Origin of the sequence: Curtobacterium sp. MCBD17_019, assembly GCF_003234555.1 — a bacterium.
Classification (GTDB): Bacteria; Actinomycetota; Actinomycetes; order Actinomycetales; family Microbacteriaceae; genus Curtobacterium.
Map to the genome: position 1 here is coordinate 194,053 of NZ_QKTT01000004.1, position 16,017 is coordinate 210,069.

The window sequence follows — 16,017 nt, forward strand, 5'->3', positions numbered from 1 at the left end:
CGCATCTCGAACATCCGACCGCCAGAACCAGGACCAGGCATCATGACGACCACGTCAGCCGGCTCGAGCCGCCCCGCGATCAGCGCCGCCACCGACCGCACCGCCACCGACCGCACCACCACCGTCTCCCGCGCACCGCGCCGACCCCTCCTCCTCCGAGCATCGGCCTCGGTCGGCGTGCTCGCCCTCGCGGCTGCCCTGACGGCCTGTTCGTCATCGAACCGCACCGACCAGACCGCCACGGGGGCGTCGACCGCGGGTGGCACGAGCGTCGCCGGCCGGGGCATCGGCGGGATGGTCCGCGGGACGATCGCCTCGGTCGGCTCGGGAACGCTCGCGGTCACGACGACGTCGGACACATCCGACACGACGACCCTGACCTACTCGTCCTCGACCACGATCGAACAGCTCGTCGATGCGTCGCTGTCCGACGTCAGCAAGGGCGTCTGCGTGAGCGCGTCATCGATGCCGGCGTCGGGCTCGTCGGGCTCGGGCACCTCCTCCGACACCGTGACCGCGTCGACGGTCACGGTCTCGACCGCGGTCGACGGTGCCTGCACGACCGGCACTGCCCCCGGCGGTGCACCGGGTGGTTCCGCCCCGGGTGGTACCGGGGCGGGCTCAACGGACACAACGGCCCCGAGCGGCGCGCCGACCGGGGGACCGGGAGGAGCGGGCGGACCAGGCGGAGGATCCGGCGGTTCCGGCATGGGCGGTGTGGTCTCGGGCCTCGTCACGAAGGTCTCGGGGTCGACGATCACCGTCCGGACGACGGGCGCGTCCGGTGCATCATCGACGTCGACGATCTCGGTCGACGCGGACACGACCTACATGAGGACGGCGTCGGCGACGTCGTCGGCGTTCGCCGTCGGTGAGTGCGTGCAGGCCTCGTCCTCGTCCTCGTCGTCATCCGGCTCGTCGATCGCCGCGACGACCATCACCGTCTCCGCCGCCAGCTCGGCCGGCTGCACCACGCGACCGGGTGCCGGCTCCGACTCCGGCTCCGGCTCGAGCGACGGCGACTCCTGACGCCGGTCCTCGGTGCAGCGAGGCGGCTCCTGACGTCCGACCTCAGGCCAGCGTCGACCCGAGTCGGGCGAGCTCGCGCTCGGCGTCCGCGAACTCGGCGCGGGCGCGCTCCCGGTACGGCGCGAGCGCGGGGACGGTCTCGGCGAGGGTCGTGCTCGCGGTGACGGTGTGGACGTCCATCCCGAGTGCGGTCCCGAGGATGAGCTCGAGCACGGGCGTTCCGTGGTCCGAGCCCTCGGTCGGGGTCCCCGCGTCGTAGGCGCCACCGCGGGTGACGACCACCACCGCGGGACGCCCGGCGAGCGGGCCGGTCGACCCGGCGTCCGGCACGAGCACCCCGGGCAGGTGCACCCGGTCGATCCAGGTCTTCAGGGTCGACGGCAGCGAGTAGTTGTAGAGCGGCGCCCCGACGAGCAGGACGTCCGCGGCGAGCAGCTCGTCGACGACGGACTGCAGGAGCTCCTGCGATCCGGCGGGGACGTCCGCGCCGGGCCGGCGTTCCGCGGCCGGCCAGTGCAACGCCGATGCCTCGAGGTGGGGGAGCGGGTGCACGTGCAGGTCCCGGTACGTGACGGTGTGGTCGGCACCACGAGCCCGCCAGGCGTCCGCGAACACCGCGGTGAGGGCACGGGACCGCGACGCGGCGAGGTCGGCGGACGAGTCGAGGTGCAGGAGCGTGGGCATGGTCGCCACGCTATCCGGCGGCCGGGTCGGACGGGGGCGGTGTGGTCGGCGCGGACGGACGGAGGACGTACTCGAAGGCGGCGCGAGCGCGGTCGGCGTCCGGCGGCTCGCCCGAGATGAGGTCGGCGTACGAGAACGACTCCGAGATCCGGACGAGCAGCGATGCCACCTCGCGTGCCGACAGTGGCGCGGGATCGAAGCGCGCCGCGGCCGACTCCTCGTCGATCAGGGTGGCGACGACCGCGACGAGCCGGCGCTGCACGTCGCTGTCCGTGGTCGTGAGCAGTCGCAGCGCGCGCGAGGGCTCCCGCGTCAGGAACACGCGGAAGTACGGCGCCTCGATGAGGTCGGCCGTGAACCGGGTCAGCACGCCGACGATCCGGGCGGCACCGGTGGTGGTCACGGCGCGGTCGGCCGCGTCGAGCGTCGGCACGGCCAGGGACCACAGCACCTCGGACAGCAGCTGGTCGCGGTTGCCGACCCAGCGGAACAGGCTCGTGCGGTCGACGCCGAGCTCGGCGGCCAGGCGGCCCATGTCGATCCGCTCGCCGTCCATGAACCGGTGTCGCGCGGAACGGAACGCGCGGAGGGCGTCGGGATGGGCCTCCAGACGGGCGGAGAGGGTGCTCGGGACGAGCGCCGTGCCGTGCTGGCCGAGCCGCGCCTCCCGCATACCGTCCACCACCGGAGCCTACGCGTGTTGCAACGTTCCCCAGAACGATGCACCATGGGGGTCATGTCAACGACGACCCCCGCCGCCGCTGCATCGCTCGACACGACCGAGCGCGTGCAGCGGGCCCACCTCGAGGCCGACTTCTACCGCTTCCAGGACAACCTGACCGACGTCGAGCGCGAACGCGTCCTGGCGCTCCGCGCGTTCATGGAGGACCGGGTCGCCCCGATCGCCGACCGCACGTGGGCGGACGCGGAGTTCCCGACGCACCTCATCCGGCCGCTCGCCGAGACCGGGGTACTCGGATCCGGGATCCCGCTCGTCGCCCGGTTCGAGAACTCGGCGGTGTACCGGGGGTGGGCGGCCCTCGAGATGGGCCGGGTCGACGCGGGCATGGCGACCTTCGTCGGCGTGCAGTCCGGCCTCGCCATGAACGCCATCGCCGTCGCGGGCAGCGAGGACCAGCAGCGCGCGTGGCTGCCGCGCATGGCCACCGGCGAACTCGTCGGTGCGTTCGGCCTGACGGAACCGCTCTCGGGGTCGGACTCGGCCCGCGGTCTCCGCACCACGGCCCGACGCGAGGGCGACACCTGGGTCCTCGACGGCGAGAAGCGTTGGATCGGCAACGCGACGTTCGCCGACGTCGTCGTGATCTGGGCCAAGGACGTGGCCGACGGGCAGGTCAAGGGATTCCTCGTGACCACGGACTCGCCGGGGTTCACCGCCACGAAGATCGAGGACAAGATCTCGCTCCGGACGGTGCAGAACGCCGACATCGTGCTCCGCGACGTGCGTGTCCCCGAGGAGCGGCGGCTGCAGCGTGCCCGGTCGTTCCGGGACACCGCGGCGGTGCTCCGGCTCACCCGGTGCGAGGTCGCGTGGCAGGCGATCGGCATCGCCGTCGGTGCCTACGAGGCCGCCCTCCGGTACGCGCGGGAGCGCGAGCAGTTCGGCAAGCCGATCGCGCGGCACCAGCTGGTGCAGGACCTCCTGGTCCGCTCGGTCGGCAACATCACGGCGTCGATCGCGCTGTGCACCCAGGCGTCGGCGCTGCAGGACCGCGGCGATCACCGCGACGAGTTCTCCGCGCTGGCCAAGGCGTTCGCGACGGCGCGGATGCGCGAGACCGTCGGCTGGTGTCGCGAGGTCCTCGGCGGCAACGGCATCGTCCTGGGCGCGGGCGTCGCGCGGTCCTTCGCCGACGCCGAGGCGATCTACTCGTACGAGGGCACCCGCGAGATGAACACGCTCATCGTGGGACGTGCGATCACGGGGCACGCCGCATTCGTGTGACCGCTGCCGCCCGGCGTCCTCACCCGAGCAGTTCCGGCCGCTCCCAGGCCTCGCCGAGCACGTGCTGGGCGAGGAACGCGAACACCGTCTCGTACCAGACCTTCGCGTGCTGCGGCGTGAGGATCCAGTGGTTCTCGTTCGGGAAGTACAGGAACCGGTGCGGCATGGTGCCGTCGGGGTCGGCGTGGTGCTCGGCCAGCTCCGACCAGAGCCGCAGCCCCTCGCCGATCGGCACGCGGTAGTCCTTGTCACCGTGGATCACGAGCATCGGTGTCGTGATCGCGTCCACGGACCGGTGCGGGTCGTTCTCGGCCATGCCCTCGGCCGTGAAGATGGACTGCCAGTAGTACGACGCGTCGGTGGTGCCGGCGAACTGGTCGAGCGCCCAGAGGCTCGCGTGCGTGACGATCGCGTCGAAGCGGTCGGTGTGCCCGGCGACCCAGTTCGCCATGTAGCCGCCGAAGGAGCCACCCATGGCCGCCGTGCGGGTCTCGTCGACGTCGGGCCGCGCCACGACGGCGTCGGTGATGGCGAGGAGGTCGGTGTAGGGCGCCTGCCCCCAGGCGTTCCAGCCGCGCGCGATGAACTCGAGGCCGTACCCGGTGGACAGCGCCGGGTCGGGCAGCAGGACCGCGTAGCCCCGCGCCGCGGCGACCATCGGACTCCATCGCCAGCTCCAGGCGTTCCAGCTGCTGAGCGGTCCACCGTGGATCCACAGCAGGAACGGCGCGGGCGCGTCGGCCGACGCGCCCGGCGGCAGGACGAGCCAGCCGCGCACGCGCGTGCCGTCCGCGGTCGTCGTCTCGACCTCCTCGACGCGGCCCGGCACCGCGGGCAGCGGCGCGGGGGTCGGCAGGGCGGTCACGGTGCCGTCGGGGTCGATCCGGACCGGGTGCAGCGGCGCCGCCCAGGAGGACCGGAGCGCGACGACGACGCCGGTCGCCCGGTCCACTGCCACGCCGCTGTACGCGTGCTCGTCCGTGGTGCGCTGTTCGACGGCGCTCCCGTCGAGCGGGATCCGGAACACCGGCGCGCGGCCGTCCTGGTCCGCGGTGGCGATGAGGGCGCGGTCGTCGGCGTCGAACACGAACTCGTTCGCCCAGCGGTCCCACTCCGTCGCGATGCGTCGGGCGTGGCCGCCGTCGAGGTCGGCCACCCAGATCTCACGGTCGGCGGGCCCGGCCGGGGTGTCCCGCGGGGCGCGCACCCAAGCGATCGTCGTGCCGTCGTGGCTGACGGCCGGCATCTCGTGGAACACGTCCGGCTCGTCGAACAGCGTGGTGCGCTCGCCGGTCTCGGTGTCGATCGCGACGAGCACGGCCCGGACACCGCGCTGCTCGTGCACCGTGAGGGCCGCCACGAGCGTGCGGCCGTCCGGTGTCAGCGCCTGCCCGGCCGTGTCGGCGGAGCGCCCGGGGAACGGCGTGAGGTCGCGCGGGCGCGGGAGGTCCGCGGGGTACTCGGCGGTGACGGCGACCGGTGCGTCGGCCACCGCGACCTCGTCCGGGGCTGCGGTGCCCGGTGCGACGGGAGCGTCGAGCGTCTCGTGCAGGTCGCCGAGGTCGAGCGCCAACAGGTGCGGCTCGTCGGGTCCGAGGTCGTGGTCCCAGAAGCGGACCGGGTGGGTCTCGTGCAGGATCGCCGCGACGGCGTGCTCCTTCCGGGCCGCGCGGAGTTCGGCGTCGCGTTCGAGCAGGCGCCCCTCGGCGTCGTTCGCACCCGGGAGCAGCCCCGCGCTGATGACCACGGTGTCGGCCTCCCGCGCGGTCGCCGCGATGCCCGCACCACCGGCGAGTCGCGTGACCGCCCGGGCCTCGCCGCCGGCGGCGGGCAGGAGCCACACCTGACCGGCCTCGGTGTCCTTCGCGGCGTCGGCGTCCGGACGGGCGGAGACGAACAGGACGTCGCCGTTCCGGGTGAACGCGACGCCGCCCTCGCCCTTCGCCGAGCGGGTGAGCCGCACCGGCACGCCCTCGCCCGACGTCGGCACGGACCAGATCGAGCGGGTGTACCCGGTCCGGTCGTGGTCGAGCGTGCTCACCGTGAGCGCCACGCGCGTGCCGTCCGGCGACAGCGCGATGCCGTCGACACGGGGGAGCGCCACGAAGGCGTCGAGGTCGGAGAACGGTGTGGCGTCGTCGTCGTTCGGCATCCACCCACGCTATCGGAGGGCGGGGACACGGCCTCGGAGTCGGCCGATCCGACCGAGCGTCAGCCGACCGATCGCTCAGCCGACCCAGAGGTCGCGGACGCGCGCGGCCACGGCGGCCGCCTGCGCCCGACCGGCGTGCGCGGCGGGGGCCCGGGTCGACAGCGCCAGGACGTTCGTGCCGTAGGCGGCCTGGCTCGTGGCGTCCGCGACGACCACCTCGACGGCCGAACCGTCGTGCCGCAGACCGGCCACCGCGCGGTCGAGCCACGGACCGGTCGGGCTCGGGTCCTCAGCACGGCAGCCGATGACGAGCACGCGCTCGTACCCCGCCGCGGCGTCCGCGTTCGTCCCCGAGCGGGCGCCGCCGTCGACGTACGGGCGGCCGTCGACGGTCACCGGGGACCACACGAGGGGCACGGAGCAGCTCGCCGCGATCGCGCGGGTCAACGGGACGCCGTCGGCGGCGGTGAGCACCCGGAACGACCCGTCGGTCGCGTCGACGGTGGTGATGCCGAGGGGCGCGTCCGGCCACGTGTCGGCGGGGAACGTCGCGCGGAACGAGGCGATGCGTTCCTCCTGGCTCTGTCCCGACGTCACGGTGCGCGCGAGGCGACCGATGCGGGCGCGAGCGTCCTGGTCGCCCGTGGCGCCCTGGAGCGCGGCCACGAACTGCGCGCCGATCGCGGCCCAGTCGGGCGAGGCCGGTTCCTCGTAGTCCCACGGCACGTCATCGACCTGCTGACCGTAGGCGTCCGCGACGCCACCCGTCCGGAGCAGGGTGCCCACGACGCTGCCGGCGCTCGTCCCGACCACGAGATCGGCGTCGGCGAGCGGGATCCCGGCGTCGAGCAGCCCGCTCAGGAGCCCGAGCTCCCACGCGATGCCGGCGACGCCACCTCCACCCAGGACGATCGCGGTGTGCTGTGGGCGGTCGGTCAGGTCCGGCAGGTCGGTCACCCCTCTTGCCTACCGCATCGTCCTCGGGGAGTCCGGAGCGTCGACCGGCGGGCGCGTGCCGGAGAGCGTGAGTACGTTCGGCGACACCGGCCCGCGTGGTGCGGGCCCGTCGACACCAGGGAGGAACTCCATGCGTCATCCGGGAACCACGGCGGCGACCACCGCAACGACCCTGCTCCGCGTCGCCCTCGGGGCGGTGCTCGTCGCGCACGGTTCGCAGAAGCTCTTCGGGGCGTTCGGCGGTGGTGGCATCGAGGGCACCGCGCAGGGCATGCACGCGATGGGCTTCCGGCCGGCGAGACCGCACGCCGTGCTCGCTGGGCTCGGTGAGGCGGGGTCGGGAGCGGCCCTCGTGCTGGGGCTCGGGACCCCCGTGGCCGGTGCCGGCGCGGCGACGACCATGGGCACGGCGGCGAGCATCCACGTGCCGAACGGGTTCTTCAACGCCGACGGCGGGTTCGAGTTCCCCGCGTTCCTGGGATTCGCCGCGTCGATGTTCGCGCTCGGTGGGCCGGGAGCGGTCTCCCTCGACCACGCGACCGGGCACGTGTTCGACCGCCCGTGGATGCGCGGCCTGGCCCTGGCGGCCGTCCCGGTCGCGATCGCCGTGCAGGTCACGCGCCGGAAGCGGGCGCTCGCGGCGGACCCGACCGAGCCTCCGGCGGAGAGCACGGCCGAGACGCCGGAGGCGGCGGGGTCCTCGGACCCCGAGGAGGGCTGACCGCGCCCCGCCTCACTCGGGCTGGACGTCGATGAGCACCTTGCCGACCGCGTCGTGCTCGACCGCGTCGTGCGCGTCGGCCGTCCGCTCGAGCGGGAACCGCGTGATCGGGAGGCCGTGCTCCTCACCGACGGGCAGTGCCCCGTCGCGCAGGGCCGCGGTGACGTCCTCGACCGCCGCGCGGAGCGCCACCTCGCCCATCGTGTAGAGCAGGACGAACTGGTACCGCGCGTTCAGGGCCATGTTCGGCCGGACCTGCAGCGTGGCCTCGTCGCCGCCGTTGTTCGCGTACATCGCGATGACACCGCGGGTGGCGAGCACCTGCGCGTCGAGGTCGGCGTTCTGCGGGATGGCCACCTCCACCACGATGTCGACGCCGTCCGGCGCGAACGCCCGGACCTGGTCCGCGGCGTCGTCGTCGTGGTAGTCGACGGTCGCGTGGGCGCCGGCCGCGGTCGCGAGTGCTGCCTTCGCGGGGCTGCTGATCGTCGAGGCGACACGGGCACCGGACCAGGCGGCGAGCTGGATGGCGGCGTGCCCGACGGCACCCGCGCCACCGGCGACGAGCACGGTCCGTCCCGCGAGCGCCCCGGGACCGAGACGTGTCGGCCCGTCCTCGTGCACGGTGAGCGCGCGGTGCGCGGTCAGTGCGGGGACCCCGAGCGACGCGGCCACGTCCCAGTCGACGCCGTCGGGCAACGCCGCGACACGCTCCAGTGGCAGGACGGTGTACTCCTGCGCGGTGCCCGTCGGACGCTGCTGCGCGGAGAGGAAGGTCCAGACACGGTCACCGACCACCAGGCCGTCGACACCGTCGCCGAGGGCGTCGACCACGCCTGCGCCGTCCTGGTTGGGGGTGACCTCGGGGAACGGCAACCGAGACCCGTCCGTGCCGCCGCGCCGCGACTTCCAGTCGGTCGGGTTCACGCCGGAACGGACCACCCGGACGCGGACCTCGCCCGGGCCGGGCTCGGGGACGTCCCGCTCGACGAGCTCGAGGACGGAGGGGTCACCGGTGTGGGTGTAGACGATCGATCGCATACCGGCAGGCAACCACGCGGACGCGCCCGGTGTTCCGGTGGACCCCGGGTCGACCGTCAGCGTTCGTCGTACGCCGCGCGGGCCGCGAGGACGTCGTCCATGTGGCCGGTCGCCCAGTCCTCGAGCCCGGCGAGCACGGTCCGGAGCGACCACCCGGCATCGGTCAGGGCGTACTCGACGTGCGGCGGGATCTCCGGGAACACCGTGCGCGTGACGAGGCCGTCCCGCTCGAGCGCCCGCAGCGTCTGCGTCAGCATCTTCTGCGACACGCCGTCGACCCGCCCCGCGATCGCGGAGTACCGCCGTGGCCCGTCGACGAGCGCCCCGAGCGTGAGGACGGTCCACCGGTCACCGATGCGGTCGAGCAGTTGCCGGGTGGGGCAGTCCCGCGCGTACGGGCTGTACGCCTCGTACCGTGGTGCGTCCGTCGTGGTCATCGTCCCCGCTCCTCGCCGTGCACCCGCGAGGTGCCCGCTTCCCCGAAGAGAGTAACGCCCTGATGGTGCGGTTCCAGACGGGGTGCACGACGGACGGGAGGGGCGGGGCGGCTCCGCCCCGTCGCTCCCGTCCGTCGGCCCCCTAGTGCTGGCCGACGATGGTCGGGAGCGGCAGGTGGTGCCGCAGGCGGACCTCCAGGTGCAGGCCGCCCCGTCGAGCGAGCACGACCGCGATGACCGCGGCGGCGATCGCGGGCACCCCACCCGCGACGACCATGCCGACGTGTGCACCGAAGCGGTCGACGATCTGCCCCATGACCGGCCCGCCGATCGCCTGGCCGCCGAGCAGGACGAGCACGTACAGCGACATCACACGGCCGCGGATCCCGATGTTCGACGACATCTGGACGAGTGAGTTCGACGCCGTCTGGAACAGCAGCTGCGCCATCCCGACCGCGACGAGGATGAGCGCGAACGGCGCGATCATCGGCGCGGCGCCGGCGAGGACGAGGAGCAGCCCCGTGATGCCGACACCGCCGACGATGGTCCGCAGTCGTACCACCGCACGCCGCGTCGACAGGAGCGCGCCGGTCAGCGCGCCGATCGCGACCATCGAGTTGAACACGCCGTAGCCGCCGGCCCCGACGTGGTAGACGTCCGAGGCGAACGCGGACAGGAGGACCGGCATGGTCAGCGCGAACACCGAGAAGAACGCGACGAGCACCACGGGCACGATGATCGTCGGCTTCCGGATGGCGTAGCGGAGGCCCTCCTGCAGCTGCCCCTTCGACGGCGGCACGGCCGGCATCCGGTGGAGTTCGGAGACGCGGAGGAACCCCAGGGTCACCACGACCGCCGCGCAGGCGATGCCGTTGATGCCGAACGACCAGCCGGCCCCGACCGCGACGAGCAGGATGCCGGAGAGCGCCGGTCCGATCATGCCGCCGAGCTGGAACACCGACGAGTTGACGCTGATCGCGTTCCGGAGGTGCTCCTGTCCGACGATCTCGGTGACGAACACCTGCCGCGCCGGATTGTCGATCACGGTGACGAGCCCGACGACGAACGCGATCACCCAGATGTGCCAGGCCTGCACGACCCCCGCGAGCGTCAGCGCCGCCAGCACGCCGCTGAGCAGCGCGAACGACGCCTGCGTGAGCATCATCAGCGCGCGCTTCGAGTAGCGGTCCACGATGACGCCGCCGAACAGCCCGAACAGGAGCATCGGGGCGAACTGCATCGCGACGGTGATCCCGACGTCCGCCACGGAGTGCGTGAGCTGGAGCACGAGCCAGTCCTGCGCGACGCGCTGCATCCACCCGGCGGTCATCGCGACCAGGTTCGTCGCCGTGAAGAGCCGGAAGTTCGGTACCGACAGGGCGATGAGGGTGTGTCGCCACGGCGGGCGGGTCGCCAGGACGGGGAGCGGCTCGGTCGGCGGGTAGAGGGTGGACGAGGACGAGGGGGCGCTCACGGTTCTGGGGCTCCGGCGATCGGTGGCGAATGCTGTTCATCTTCGAAACTAACCGCCGGGACCCATTGCCGAGGGCTATCGTCCCTATCAATCCATTGCGTTCCGTGATGACCATCGCCGCGACCACCGGGGGAACTGTTGCTCGATCCGATCCTGCTCCGCACGTTCCTGACGGTCGCGGAGACCCTGAGCTTCACGCAGGCCGCGGGCCGACTCGGCATCAGCCAACCCACCGTCAGCCAGCACGTCCGGAAGCTCGAGACCGCGGTGTCCCGGACCCTCCTCGTCCGGGACACGCGGGGCGTGGCGCTCACGGACAACGGCGACGCCATGGCCGGTTTCGCGCGCACGATCCTCGCCGCACACGGGCAGGCCGATGCGTACTTCTCGGGCCAGGCGAACCGCGGGCGTCTGCGCTTCGGGGCGGCCGACGACCTCGCGATCACCCAGCTGCCCCGCATCCTCCGCGACTTCCGGCGGCTCCACCCGCACATCAACCTCGAGCTCACGGTCAACCAGTCGGGTCCGCTGCTCCGGCGGCTCAAGGCCGGTCAGCTCGACCTCGTGTTCATCAAGCAGACCGCCGGGCAGCCCGCCGAGGGCACGCGCGTCGCGAGCGACCAGATGGTGTGGATGGCCCAGGACGGCATCGCGCTCGAGCCGAACGAACCCGTGCCCCTCATCGCCTACCAGGCGCCGAGCATCAGTCGCCAGATGGCCATCGACGCGCTCGAGGCCGTCGGCCGCACGTGGCGGATCACGTGCAACACGCGCGACGTCAACGGCGTGCTCGCGGCGGTCCGAGCGGGCATCGGGGTGGCGGTGTTCCCGCACTCCCTCATCCCGGCCGACCTCGTCAAGGTGTCCCAGCGGCTGGTGTTGCCGGACCTCCCGGCCGTCGACTACGTCCTCATGGCGAACCCGGCCGCCGGTCGCGGGCCGGTCGACGCGTTGACGAACGCGATCCTCAGCCGCGGCGTGATCCGCGCGGTCTGACCCGCGCGGTCCGGTCGTCCGGTCGGGTCCGCGTCACCAGGTGACGGACGTCGCGCTGCCGGTCCCGGTCATCGTGCCGAGGTCCGGCAGGTGCAGCCCGAGGGTCGGCGCGAGCGCGCTCGCGAGGCCGGCGAGCAGCACGGCGCTGCCAGCGATGCCGAACACGAGTCCGACGAGCGAGAGCAGACGAGTCCACGACGCAGCTGCCCGTGCCCGCAGCACCATCACGGCCAGACCGATCGCGAGGCCGCCGAGCACGAGGGCCACGACGTGCACCTGACCCGCGACGAGCAGGAACCAGGCACCGACCGCGAGCGTCGCGAGGCCGGCGACCACCGCGAGTGCGGCGGCGGTGCCGGGGCTGACGGCCGGGCGTCCGTCCGGCCCGTCGGTCCGGGAGGCCCGTGCCGCGTCGGTCCGGGAGACCCGCCGCGGGTCGTCGGTCCGGGCCCCGGCCCGGCGGGGCACGCCGGCGTCGGATCCGTGCGGTTCTCGGCTCCCGACGGGGGCTGCGCGGTGGAGGCCGTGCGCTCGCGCGGTCCGAGCGCCGCGGCGACCGGACCGACCACGTCGACCGGTGAGGGACACGGCCGAGGCGGCGGAGCGAGCGAACACGACGGGCTCGTCGTTGCCCTCGCTGCCCCGGTGCTCGGGCGTCTGCGCGGCCGTCGCCGCGGGCTGCTCGGCGGCGCCGACGGCCGGAGCAGGCTGCTCCGGGGCGGTGCGTGCGGCGGCCGTCTGCTTCTGGGCGGCGCGCTCTGCCGTCGCGGTCTGCTTCTGGGCGGCGCGCTCTGCGGCGGCGGTCTGCTTCTGGGCGGCGCGCTCTGCGGCGGCCGTCTGCTTCTGCGCGGCGCGCTCTGCGGCCGCGGTCTGCTTCTGCGCTGCCCGTTCCGCTGCCGCGGCCTGCTTCTCGGCAGCGGCGGCACGACGCCGGTCCCGCGCGGTCGGGGCCGGGGGTGCCGGAGCCGGGAACGGCGACGCCGGAGCGGCGGGGTCGACGGTGTCCGGCGTCACGAGGCTCGTCGTCCCGGGCGGGATCGGTGCGGCCTGCGGTGCGGCAGCGCCCGTCGGAGTCGCCCACGCCGGTGCGACCGGCGTCCCCGGGACGGGCCTGGGGGCCCCGACGGGTCGGGGCAGGTCCTCGTCGACGGGGCCTCCGACCACGAGGTACTCGAGCCCGGGCACCGAGAACCGCGGCTGACCCGGCCGGGGTTCGACGGGCCCTTCGGCGTCGGTCGTCCGTCGTTCCGTCGGCTGTGGCGTGACGGGGCGTGGCTCACCCGGGGTCGCCACGATCGGCGACCCGGACGTGGCGGGGCGGACGGCACCCGCGATGCCGACGCCGGGCCTCCCGGGATCCGGGACCGGGACCTGGCCCGGGACGCGACCCGATGCGGTCCGGCCGGTGGGACCGGCGTGCTGCTCGCCGGTGGGGAGCGGGGACGTGACGTGAGCGTCCGCATCCGATGCGGTTGCGGCGCCGTGCCCGGCAACGGTCGCGGTGAGGGATGCCGCGAGGTCGGGTACGGGCGGCGCGGTCGGGTCCGAGGTGCCCGGACGGACGGTCGCCGCGATCCGCGACGCCGTGCCGGACGCCGCGTGACGGCGGGCCGCCTCGATCGCTCCGGTGTCGACCGTGGGGGAGAGCGGCGCGGGGGGCAGGGGGGCTCGCGCGGTCCGCGGACGACGAAGCGGATCAGCAGGAACCGTGCGTGCGGCGGGAACGGGCGTCGTCGCACCCTCCGTCACGGGGCGTCCGGTCGCCACGGCGGGGCGATCAGTCGCGGCGACGGGCCGTGTGACGCCCGGTTCGGCGAGCGCGGCGGTCTGCGGAGCCGGGACGGGTGCCACGGGCGTCGGTGGTGCGGTCACCCACGCCGGGAGGCCACGCGTCCCGGTCACTGGCGGAGGGGTCGGCACGTCCGGCGTCGACGCCTGGTCCGGCGTCGCGCCCGGCATGCGGTGCTGGCCCACGCGTGCTCCCTCTCGATGGTCCGTCCTACTGTTCTAGTGCGCGGCGCCCGTTCCCGGACGCCCCAGTGCGGGTGACGCCGGTAGCGTCTGCGGCATGGCAGACATCGAACACCGTCCTCTCGGTCCCTCCGGCCTGGTCGTCTCGACCGTCGGGCTCGGCTGCAACAACTTCGGCAGACCAGGCACCGCCACCGAGACGCAGGAGGGCACGGACGCCGTCGTCCACGCTGCGCTCGACGCCGGAGTCACCCTGTTCGACACCGCGGACATCTACGGCGGCGAGCCCGGCCGGAGCGAGTCGATGATGGGCAGGTCCCTCGCCGGTCGTCGCGACGAGGTCGTGCTCGCGACGAAGTTCGGCAGCGACATGCGCGGTGCGAACGGGCCCGACTGGGGTGTCCGTGGCTCCCGTCGGTACGTCCGGCTCGCCGTCGAGGCGTCGCTGCGTCGACTCGGCACGGACTGGATCGACCTGTACCAGATGCACGTCCCCGACCCGATCACGCCGATCGAGGAGACCCTGTCGGTGCTCGACGACCTCGTGCGCGAGGGCAAGATCCGCTACATCGGGCACTCGAACTTCGCCGGGTGGCAGATCGCCGAGGCCGAGCTCACCGCCTCCATCGCCGGCACCACGTCGTTCGTGTCGGCCCAGAACGAGTACAGCCCGCTCGCTCGTGGTGCCGAGGCCGAGGTCCTGCCGGCGGTGCGGGCGTACGCGCTCGGGTTCCTGCCGTACTTCCCGCTCGCCAACGGCCTGCTCACCGGCAAGTACACCCGACGCGGCGGCGGCCCGGCGGACGCCCGGATCACGAACATCAAGCCGCAGCTGCTCGACGACGCCCCGTGGGACGTCATCGAGGAGTACCAGCGCTTCTGCGAGGCCAGGGGCGTGACCATGCTCCAGGCGACGTTCGCTTGGCTGCTGGCCCAGCCCGGACTCACGAGCGTCATCGCGGGTGCGACCAAGCCGGAGCAGATCGACCAGAACGTCGACGCCGGTTCGGCCTGGACCCCGTCCGAGGACGACCTCGCCGAGATGACGCTGGTGTTCGAGGGGGTCTGACCCGAGCGCCGACGTACGGCGGCTGGGCGTTCCTGCGCCGTCCGCGCGTAGCGTCCGGGACATGGCAGGCAACCTCCCCGGACGATCCATCCACGACCTGACCGCGGCCGCGTGGTTCGGCGGCTCCCTCATGGGTGCCATCGGACTCAACGGTGCCGCGGCCCGCGCCGAGGACCCGGAGGAACGGACCCGTCTCACCACCATCGGGTGGCGGCGCTGGGGGCCGATCCAGACGGGCGCCGTCGTGCTGCACCTGCTCGCCGACCTCGACGTGACCGCGCACAACGCGCCGCGGAGCGCGGTCCAGCACGGCATGCACCGCATCAACACCTACAAGGCCGTCGTGACCCTGGTCGGCGCGGGTGTGACGCTGTGGACGGCCGTCGTCGGCAACCGCTACGGCAAGCTCGTCGAGGCGGACGCGCGCAAGGGGCAGCCGGCGGCCGGGGCCACGGAGCCGGCGCCTGGCACGTCACCCGAGCTCGCGCGCGTGCAGCGGAAGCTCCAGCGCCTGCAGTGGCTCCAGGCGATCTTCGGCGGTTGGATCATCGTGGTCGGTGCCAAGGAGGGCGAGATGCAGCGCCCCCACAACGTCGCGAAGGGCGTGGTGCGCAAGGCGCTCCGCCGCCGCTGACCCGGGGGCCGGGCCGGCCGCCCGGCCGGTCGGGCCGCCCGGCCCGGCCCCCGGCCCCTTCGCCGAGATCGCAGAAGATGCCGCTCCGACCCAGGTCAGAGCGGCATCTTCTGCGATCTCGGCGGGTGTGCCGGGGGGGGTGGGGGCCGCGACCGCCAGCGGCCGCGGCCGCCGGCCCGGACTCACATGTCGCGGTAACGCTTCGCGTCCGCGACCGCCAGCTCGAGGTCGATCGCGGCGTACGGCTTGACGTACCCGGGGGTGTCACGCTGGATGCGCCAGCCCTCGCTCAGACGTCCGATGTCCACGGCGTCGAACCCGAACTCGTCGATCAGGTCGCCCACGGCCTGCTTCGCCTCGTCGTCGTCACCGGCCACGACGAGGGCACGGCGCCCCTCGGTACCGCGCGGGGTCCCCGCGGTGGTCAGGTCGGCCGCGGCGATGTGGTTGAAGGCCTTGACGACGTGCGACTGCGGCAGGTGGTGCTGGAGCAGTTCCGACACCGTGGTCGTCTCCTCGTCGAGGGCCGCGATCTGCCCGTCCCGCTGCGGGTAGTAGTTGTTCGTGTCGATCACGACCTTGCCGACGAGGGGCTCGACGGGGATGGTCTCGATCGCGGCGAGCGGCGTGGTCACGACGACGACGTCGCCCTTGGTCGCTGCGTCCTCCGGGGTCCCGGCGGTCGCGTGCGGTCCGAGTTCGTCGACGAGGTCCGACAGGGTCTCGGGGCCGCGTGAGTTGCTCATCACGACGTCGTAGCCGTTCTGCACGGCGAGCCGGGCGAGCTGCGAACCGATGTTCCCTGATCCGATGAATCCGATGGTGGTCATGGATCGAGTGTGCTCCGGTCGGACGCGCGATGGTCAGCGCACGTCCGGGCAGCGCG

15 protein-coding genes are annotated in these 16,017 nt (G+C 73.6%); 6 read left to right on the top strand and 9 right to left on the bottom strand.

Features of this window, described 5'->3' with window-relative positions; all coding sequences use genetic code 11:
• Positions 1 to 42 precede the first annotated feature (42 nt).
• Positions 43 to 1,029 (top strand): hypothetical protein, encoded by a 987-nt coding sequence (locus DEI82_RS05860; RefSeq protein ID WP_111036092.1) that lies wholly within the window; start codon positions 43 to 45, stop codon positions 1,027 to 1,029.
• A gap of 42 nt (positions 1,030 to 1,071) precedes the next feature.
• On the opposite strand, the gene DEI82_RS05865 is transcribed toward DEI82_RS05860, so the two are convergent.
• On the bottom strand, positions 1,072 to 1,713 hold the full coding sequence (locus DEI82_RS05865) for an FMN-dependent NADH-azoreductase (RefSeq protein ID WP_111036122.1): 642 nt from the start codon (positions 1,711 to 1,713) through the stop codon (positions 1,072 to 1,074).
• A gap of 10 nt (positions 1,714 to 1,723) precedes the next feature.
• Positions 1,724 to 2,386 carry a QsdR family transcriptional regulator gene (locus DEI82_RS05870; RefSeq protein ID WP_181435120.1) on the bottom strand — a complete coding sequence of 221 codons (663 nt, stop codon included), beginning with the start codon at positions 2,384 to 2,386 and terminating at the stop codon, positions 1,724 to 1,726.
• A 63-nt stretch (positions 2,387 to 2,449) separates the two neighbouring features.
• Here DEI82_RS05870 and DEI82_RS05875 point away from each other — a divergent pair, with 63 nt between their 5' ends.
• Positions 2,450 to 3,679, top strand: a complete 1,230-nt coding sequence (locus DEI82_RS05875) for an acyl-CoA dehydrogenase family protein (RefSeq protein WP_111036124.1) — start codon at positions 2,450 to 2,452, stop codon at positions 3,677 to 3,679.
• A 19-nt stretch (positions 3,680 to 3,698) separates the two neighbouring features.
• On the opposite strand, the gene DEI82_RS05880 is transcribed toward DEI82_RS05875, so the two are convergent.
• Together DEI82_RS05880 and DEI82_RS05885 are read right to left on the bottom strand one after the other, a co-directional pair.
• The gene (locus tag DEI82_RS05880) at positions 3,699 to 5,831 is read right to left on the bottom strand and encodes a prolyl oligopeptidase family serine peptidase (RefSeq protein ID WP_111036093.1); all 2,133 of its coding nucleotides are present in this window, start codon (positions 5,829 to 5,831) and stop codon (positions 3,699 to 3,701) included.
• Between the two features lie 75 nt (positions 5,832 to 5,906).
• Positions 5,907 to 6,788, bottom strand: a complete 882-nt coding sequence (locus DEI82_RS05885) for a patatin-like phospholipase family protein (protein ID WP_258371979.1) — start codon at positions 6,786 to 6,788, stop codon at positions 5,907 to 5,909.
• Positions 6,789 to 6,918: 130 nt separating this feature from the next.
• On the opposite strand from DEI82_RS05885, the gene DEI82_RS05890 reads away from it, so the two are divergent.
• Positions 6,919 to 7,509, top strand: a complete 591-nt coding sequence (locus DEI82_RS05890) for a DoxX family protein (protein ID WP_111026855.1) — start codon at positions 6,919 to 6,921, stop codon at positions 7,507 to 7,509.
• Between the two features lie 12 nt (positions 7,510 to 7,521).
• Here DEI82_RS05890 and DEI82_RS05895 read toward each other — a convergent pair whose 3' ends face one another.
• The 3 genes from DEI82_RS05895 to DEI82_RS05905 form a co-directional block, all read right to left on the bottom strand.
• Complete coding sequence (locus tag DEI82_RS05895; protein ID WP_111036094.1) at positions 7,522 to 8,550, bottom strand: NADPH:quinone reductase; 1,029 nt, start codon at positions 8,548 to 8,550, stop codon at positions 7,522 to 7,524.
• Between the two features lie 56 nt (positions 8,551 to 8,606).
• Complete coding sequence (locus DEI82_RS05900) at positions 8,607 to 8,987, bottom strand: helix-turn-helix domain-containing protein (RefSeq protein ID WP_111012653.1); 381 nt, start codon at positions 8,985 to 8,987, stop codon at positions 8,607 to 8,609.
• 142 nt (positions 8,988 to 9,129) lie between these two features.
• Complete coding sequence (locus tag DEI82_RS05905; protein WP_111036095.1) at positions 9,130 to 10,461, bottom strand: MFS transporter; 1,332 nt, start codon at positions 10,459 to 10,461, stop codon at positions 9,130 to 9,132.
• A gap of 138 nt (positions 10,462 to 10,599) precedes the next feature.
• Here DEI82_RS05905 and DEI82_RS05910 point away from each other — a divergent pair, with 138 nt between their 5' ends.
• The gene (locus DEI82_RS05910) at positions 10,600 to 11,457 is read left to right on the top strand and encodes a LysR family transcriptional regulator (protein ID WP_111008596.1); all 858 of its coding nucleotides are present in this window, start codon (positions 10,600 to 10,602) and stop codon (positions 11,455 to 11,457) included.
• Between the two features lie 33 nt (positions 11,458 to 11,490).
• On the opposite strand, the gene DEI82_RS16180 is transcribed toward DEI82_RS05910, so the two are convergent.
• Positions 11,491 to 12,642, bottom strand: coding sequence for a hypothetical protein (locus DEI82_RS16180; protein ID WP_181435118.1), 1,152 nt, complete (start codon positions 12,640 to 12,642; stop codon positions 11,491 to 11,493).
• Positions 12,643 to 13,525: 883 nt separating this feature from the next.
• On the opposite strand from DEI82_RS16180, the gene DEI82_RS05920 reads away from it, so the two are divergent.
• Together DEI82_RS05920 and DEI82_RS05925 are read left to right on the top strand one after the other, a co-directional pair.
• A complete protein-coding gene (locus tag DEI82_RS05920) occupies positions 13,526 to 14,497 on the top strand; it encodes an aldo/keto reductase (RefSeq protein WP_111036097.1) in 972 nt (323 codons plus the stop codon).
• 61 nt (positions 14,498 to 14,558) lie between these two features.
• The gene (locus DEI82_RS05925) at positions 14,559 to 15,131 is read left to right on the top strand and encodes a hypothetical protein (RefSeq protein ID WP_111036098.1); all 573 of its coding nucleotides are present in this window, start codon (positions 14,559 to 14,561) and stop codon (positions 15,129 to 15,131) included.
• 182 nt (positions 15,132 to 15,313) lie between these two features.
• Here the strand turns inward: DEI82_RS05925 and DEI82_RS05930 are convergent, their stop codons facing one another.
• A complete protein-coding gene (locus DEI82_RS05930) occupies positions 15,314 to 15,961 on the bottom strand; it encodes an NADPH-dependent F420 reductase (RefSeq protein ID WP_111012649.1) in 648 nt (215 codons plus the stop codon).
• Positions 15,962 to 16,017: the final 56 nt, after the last annotated feature.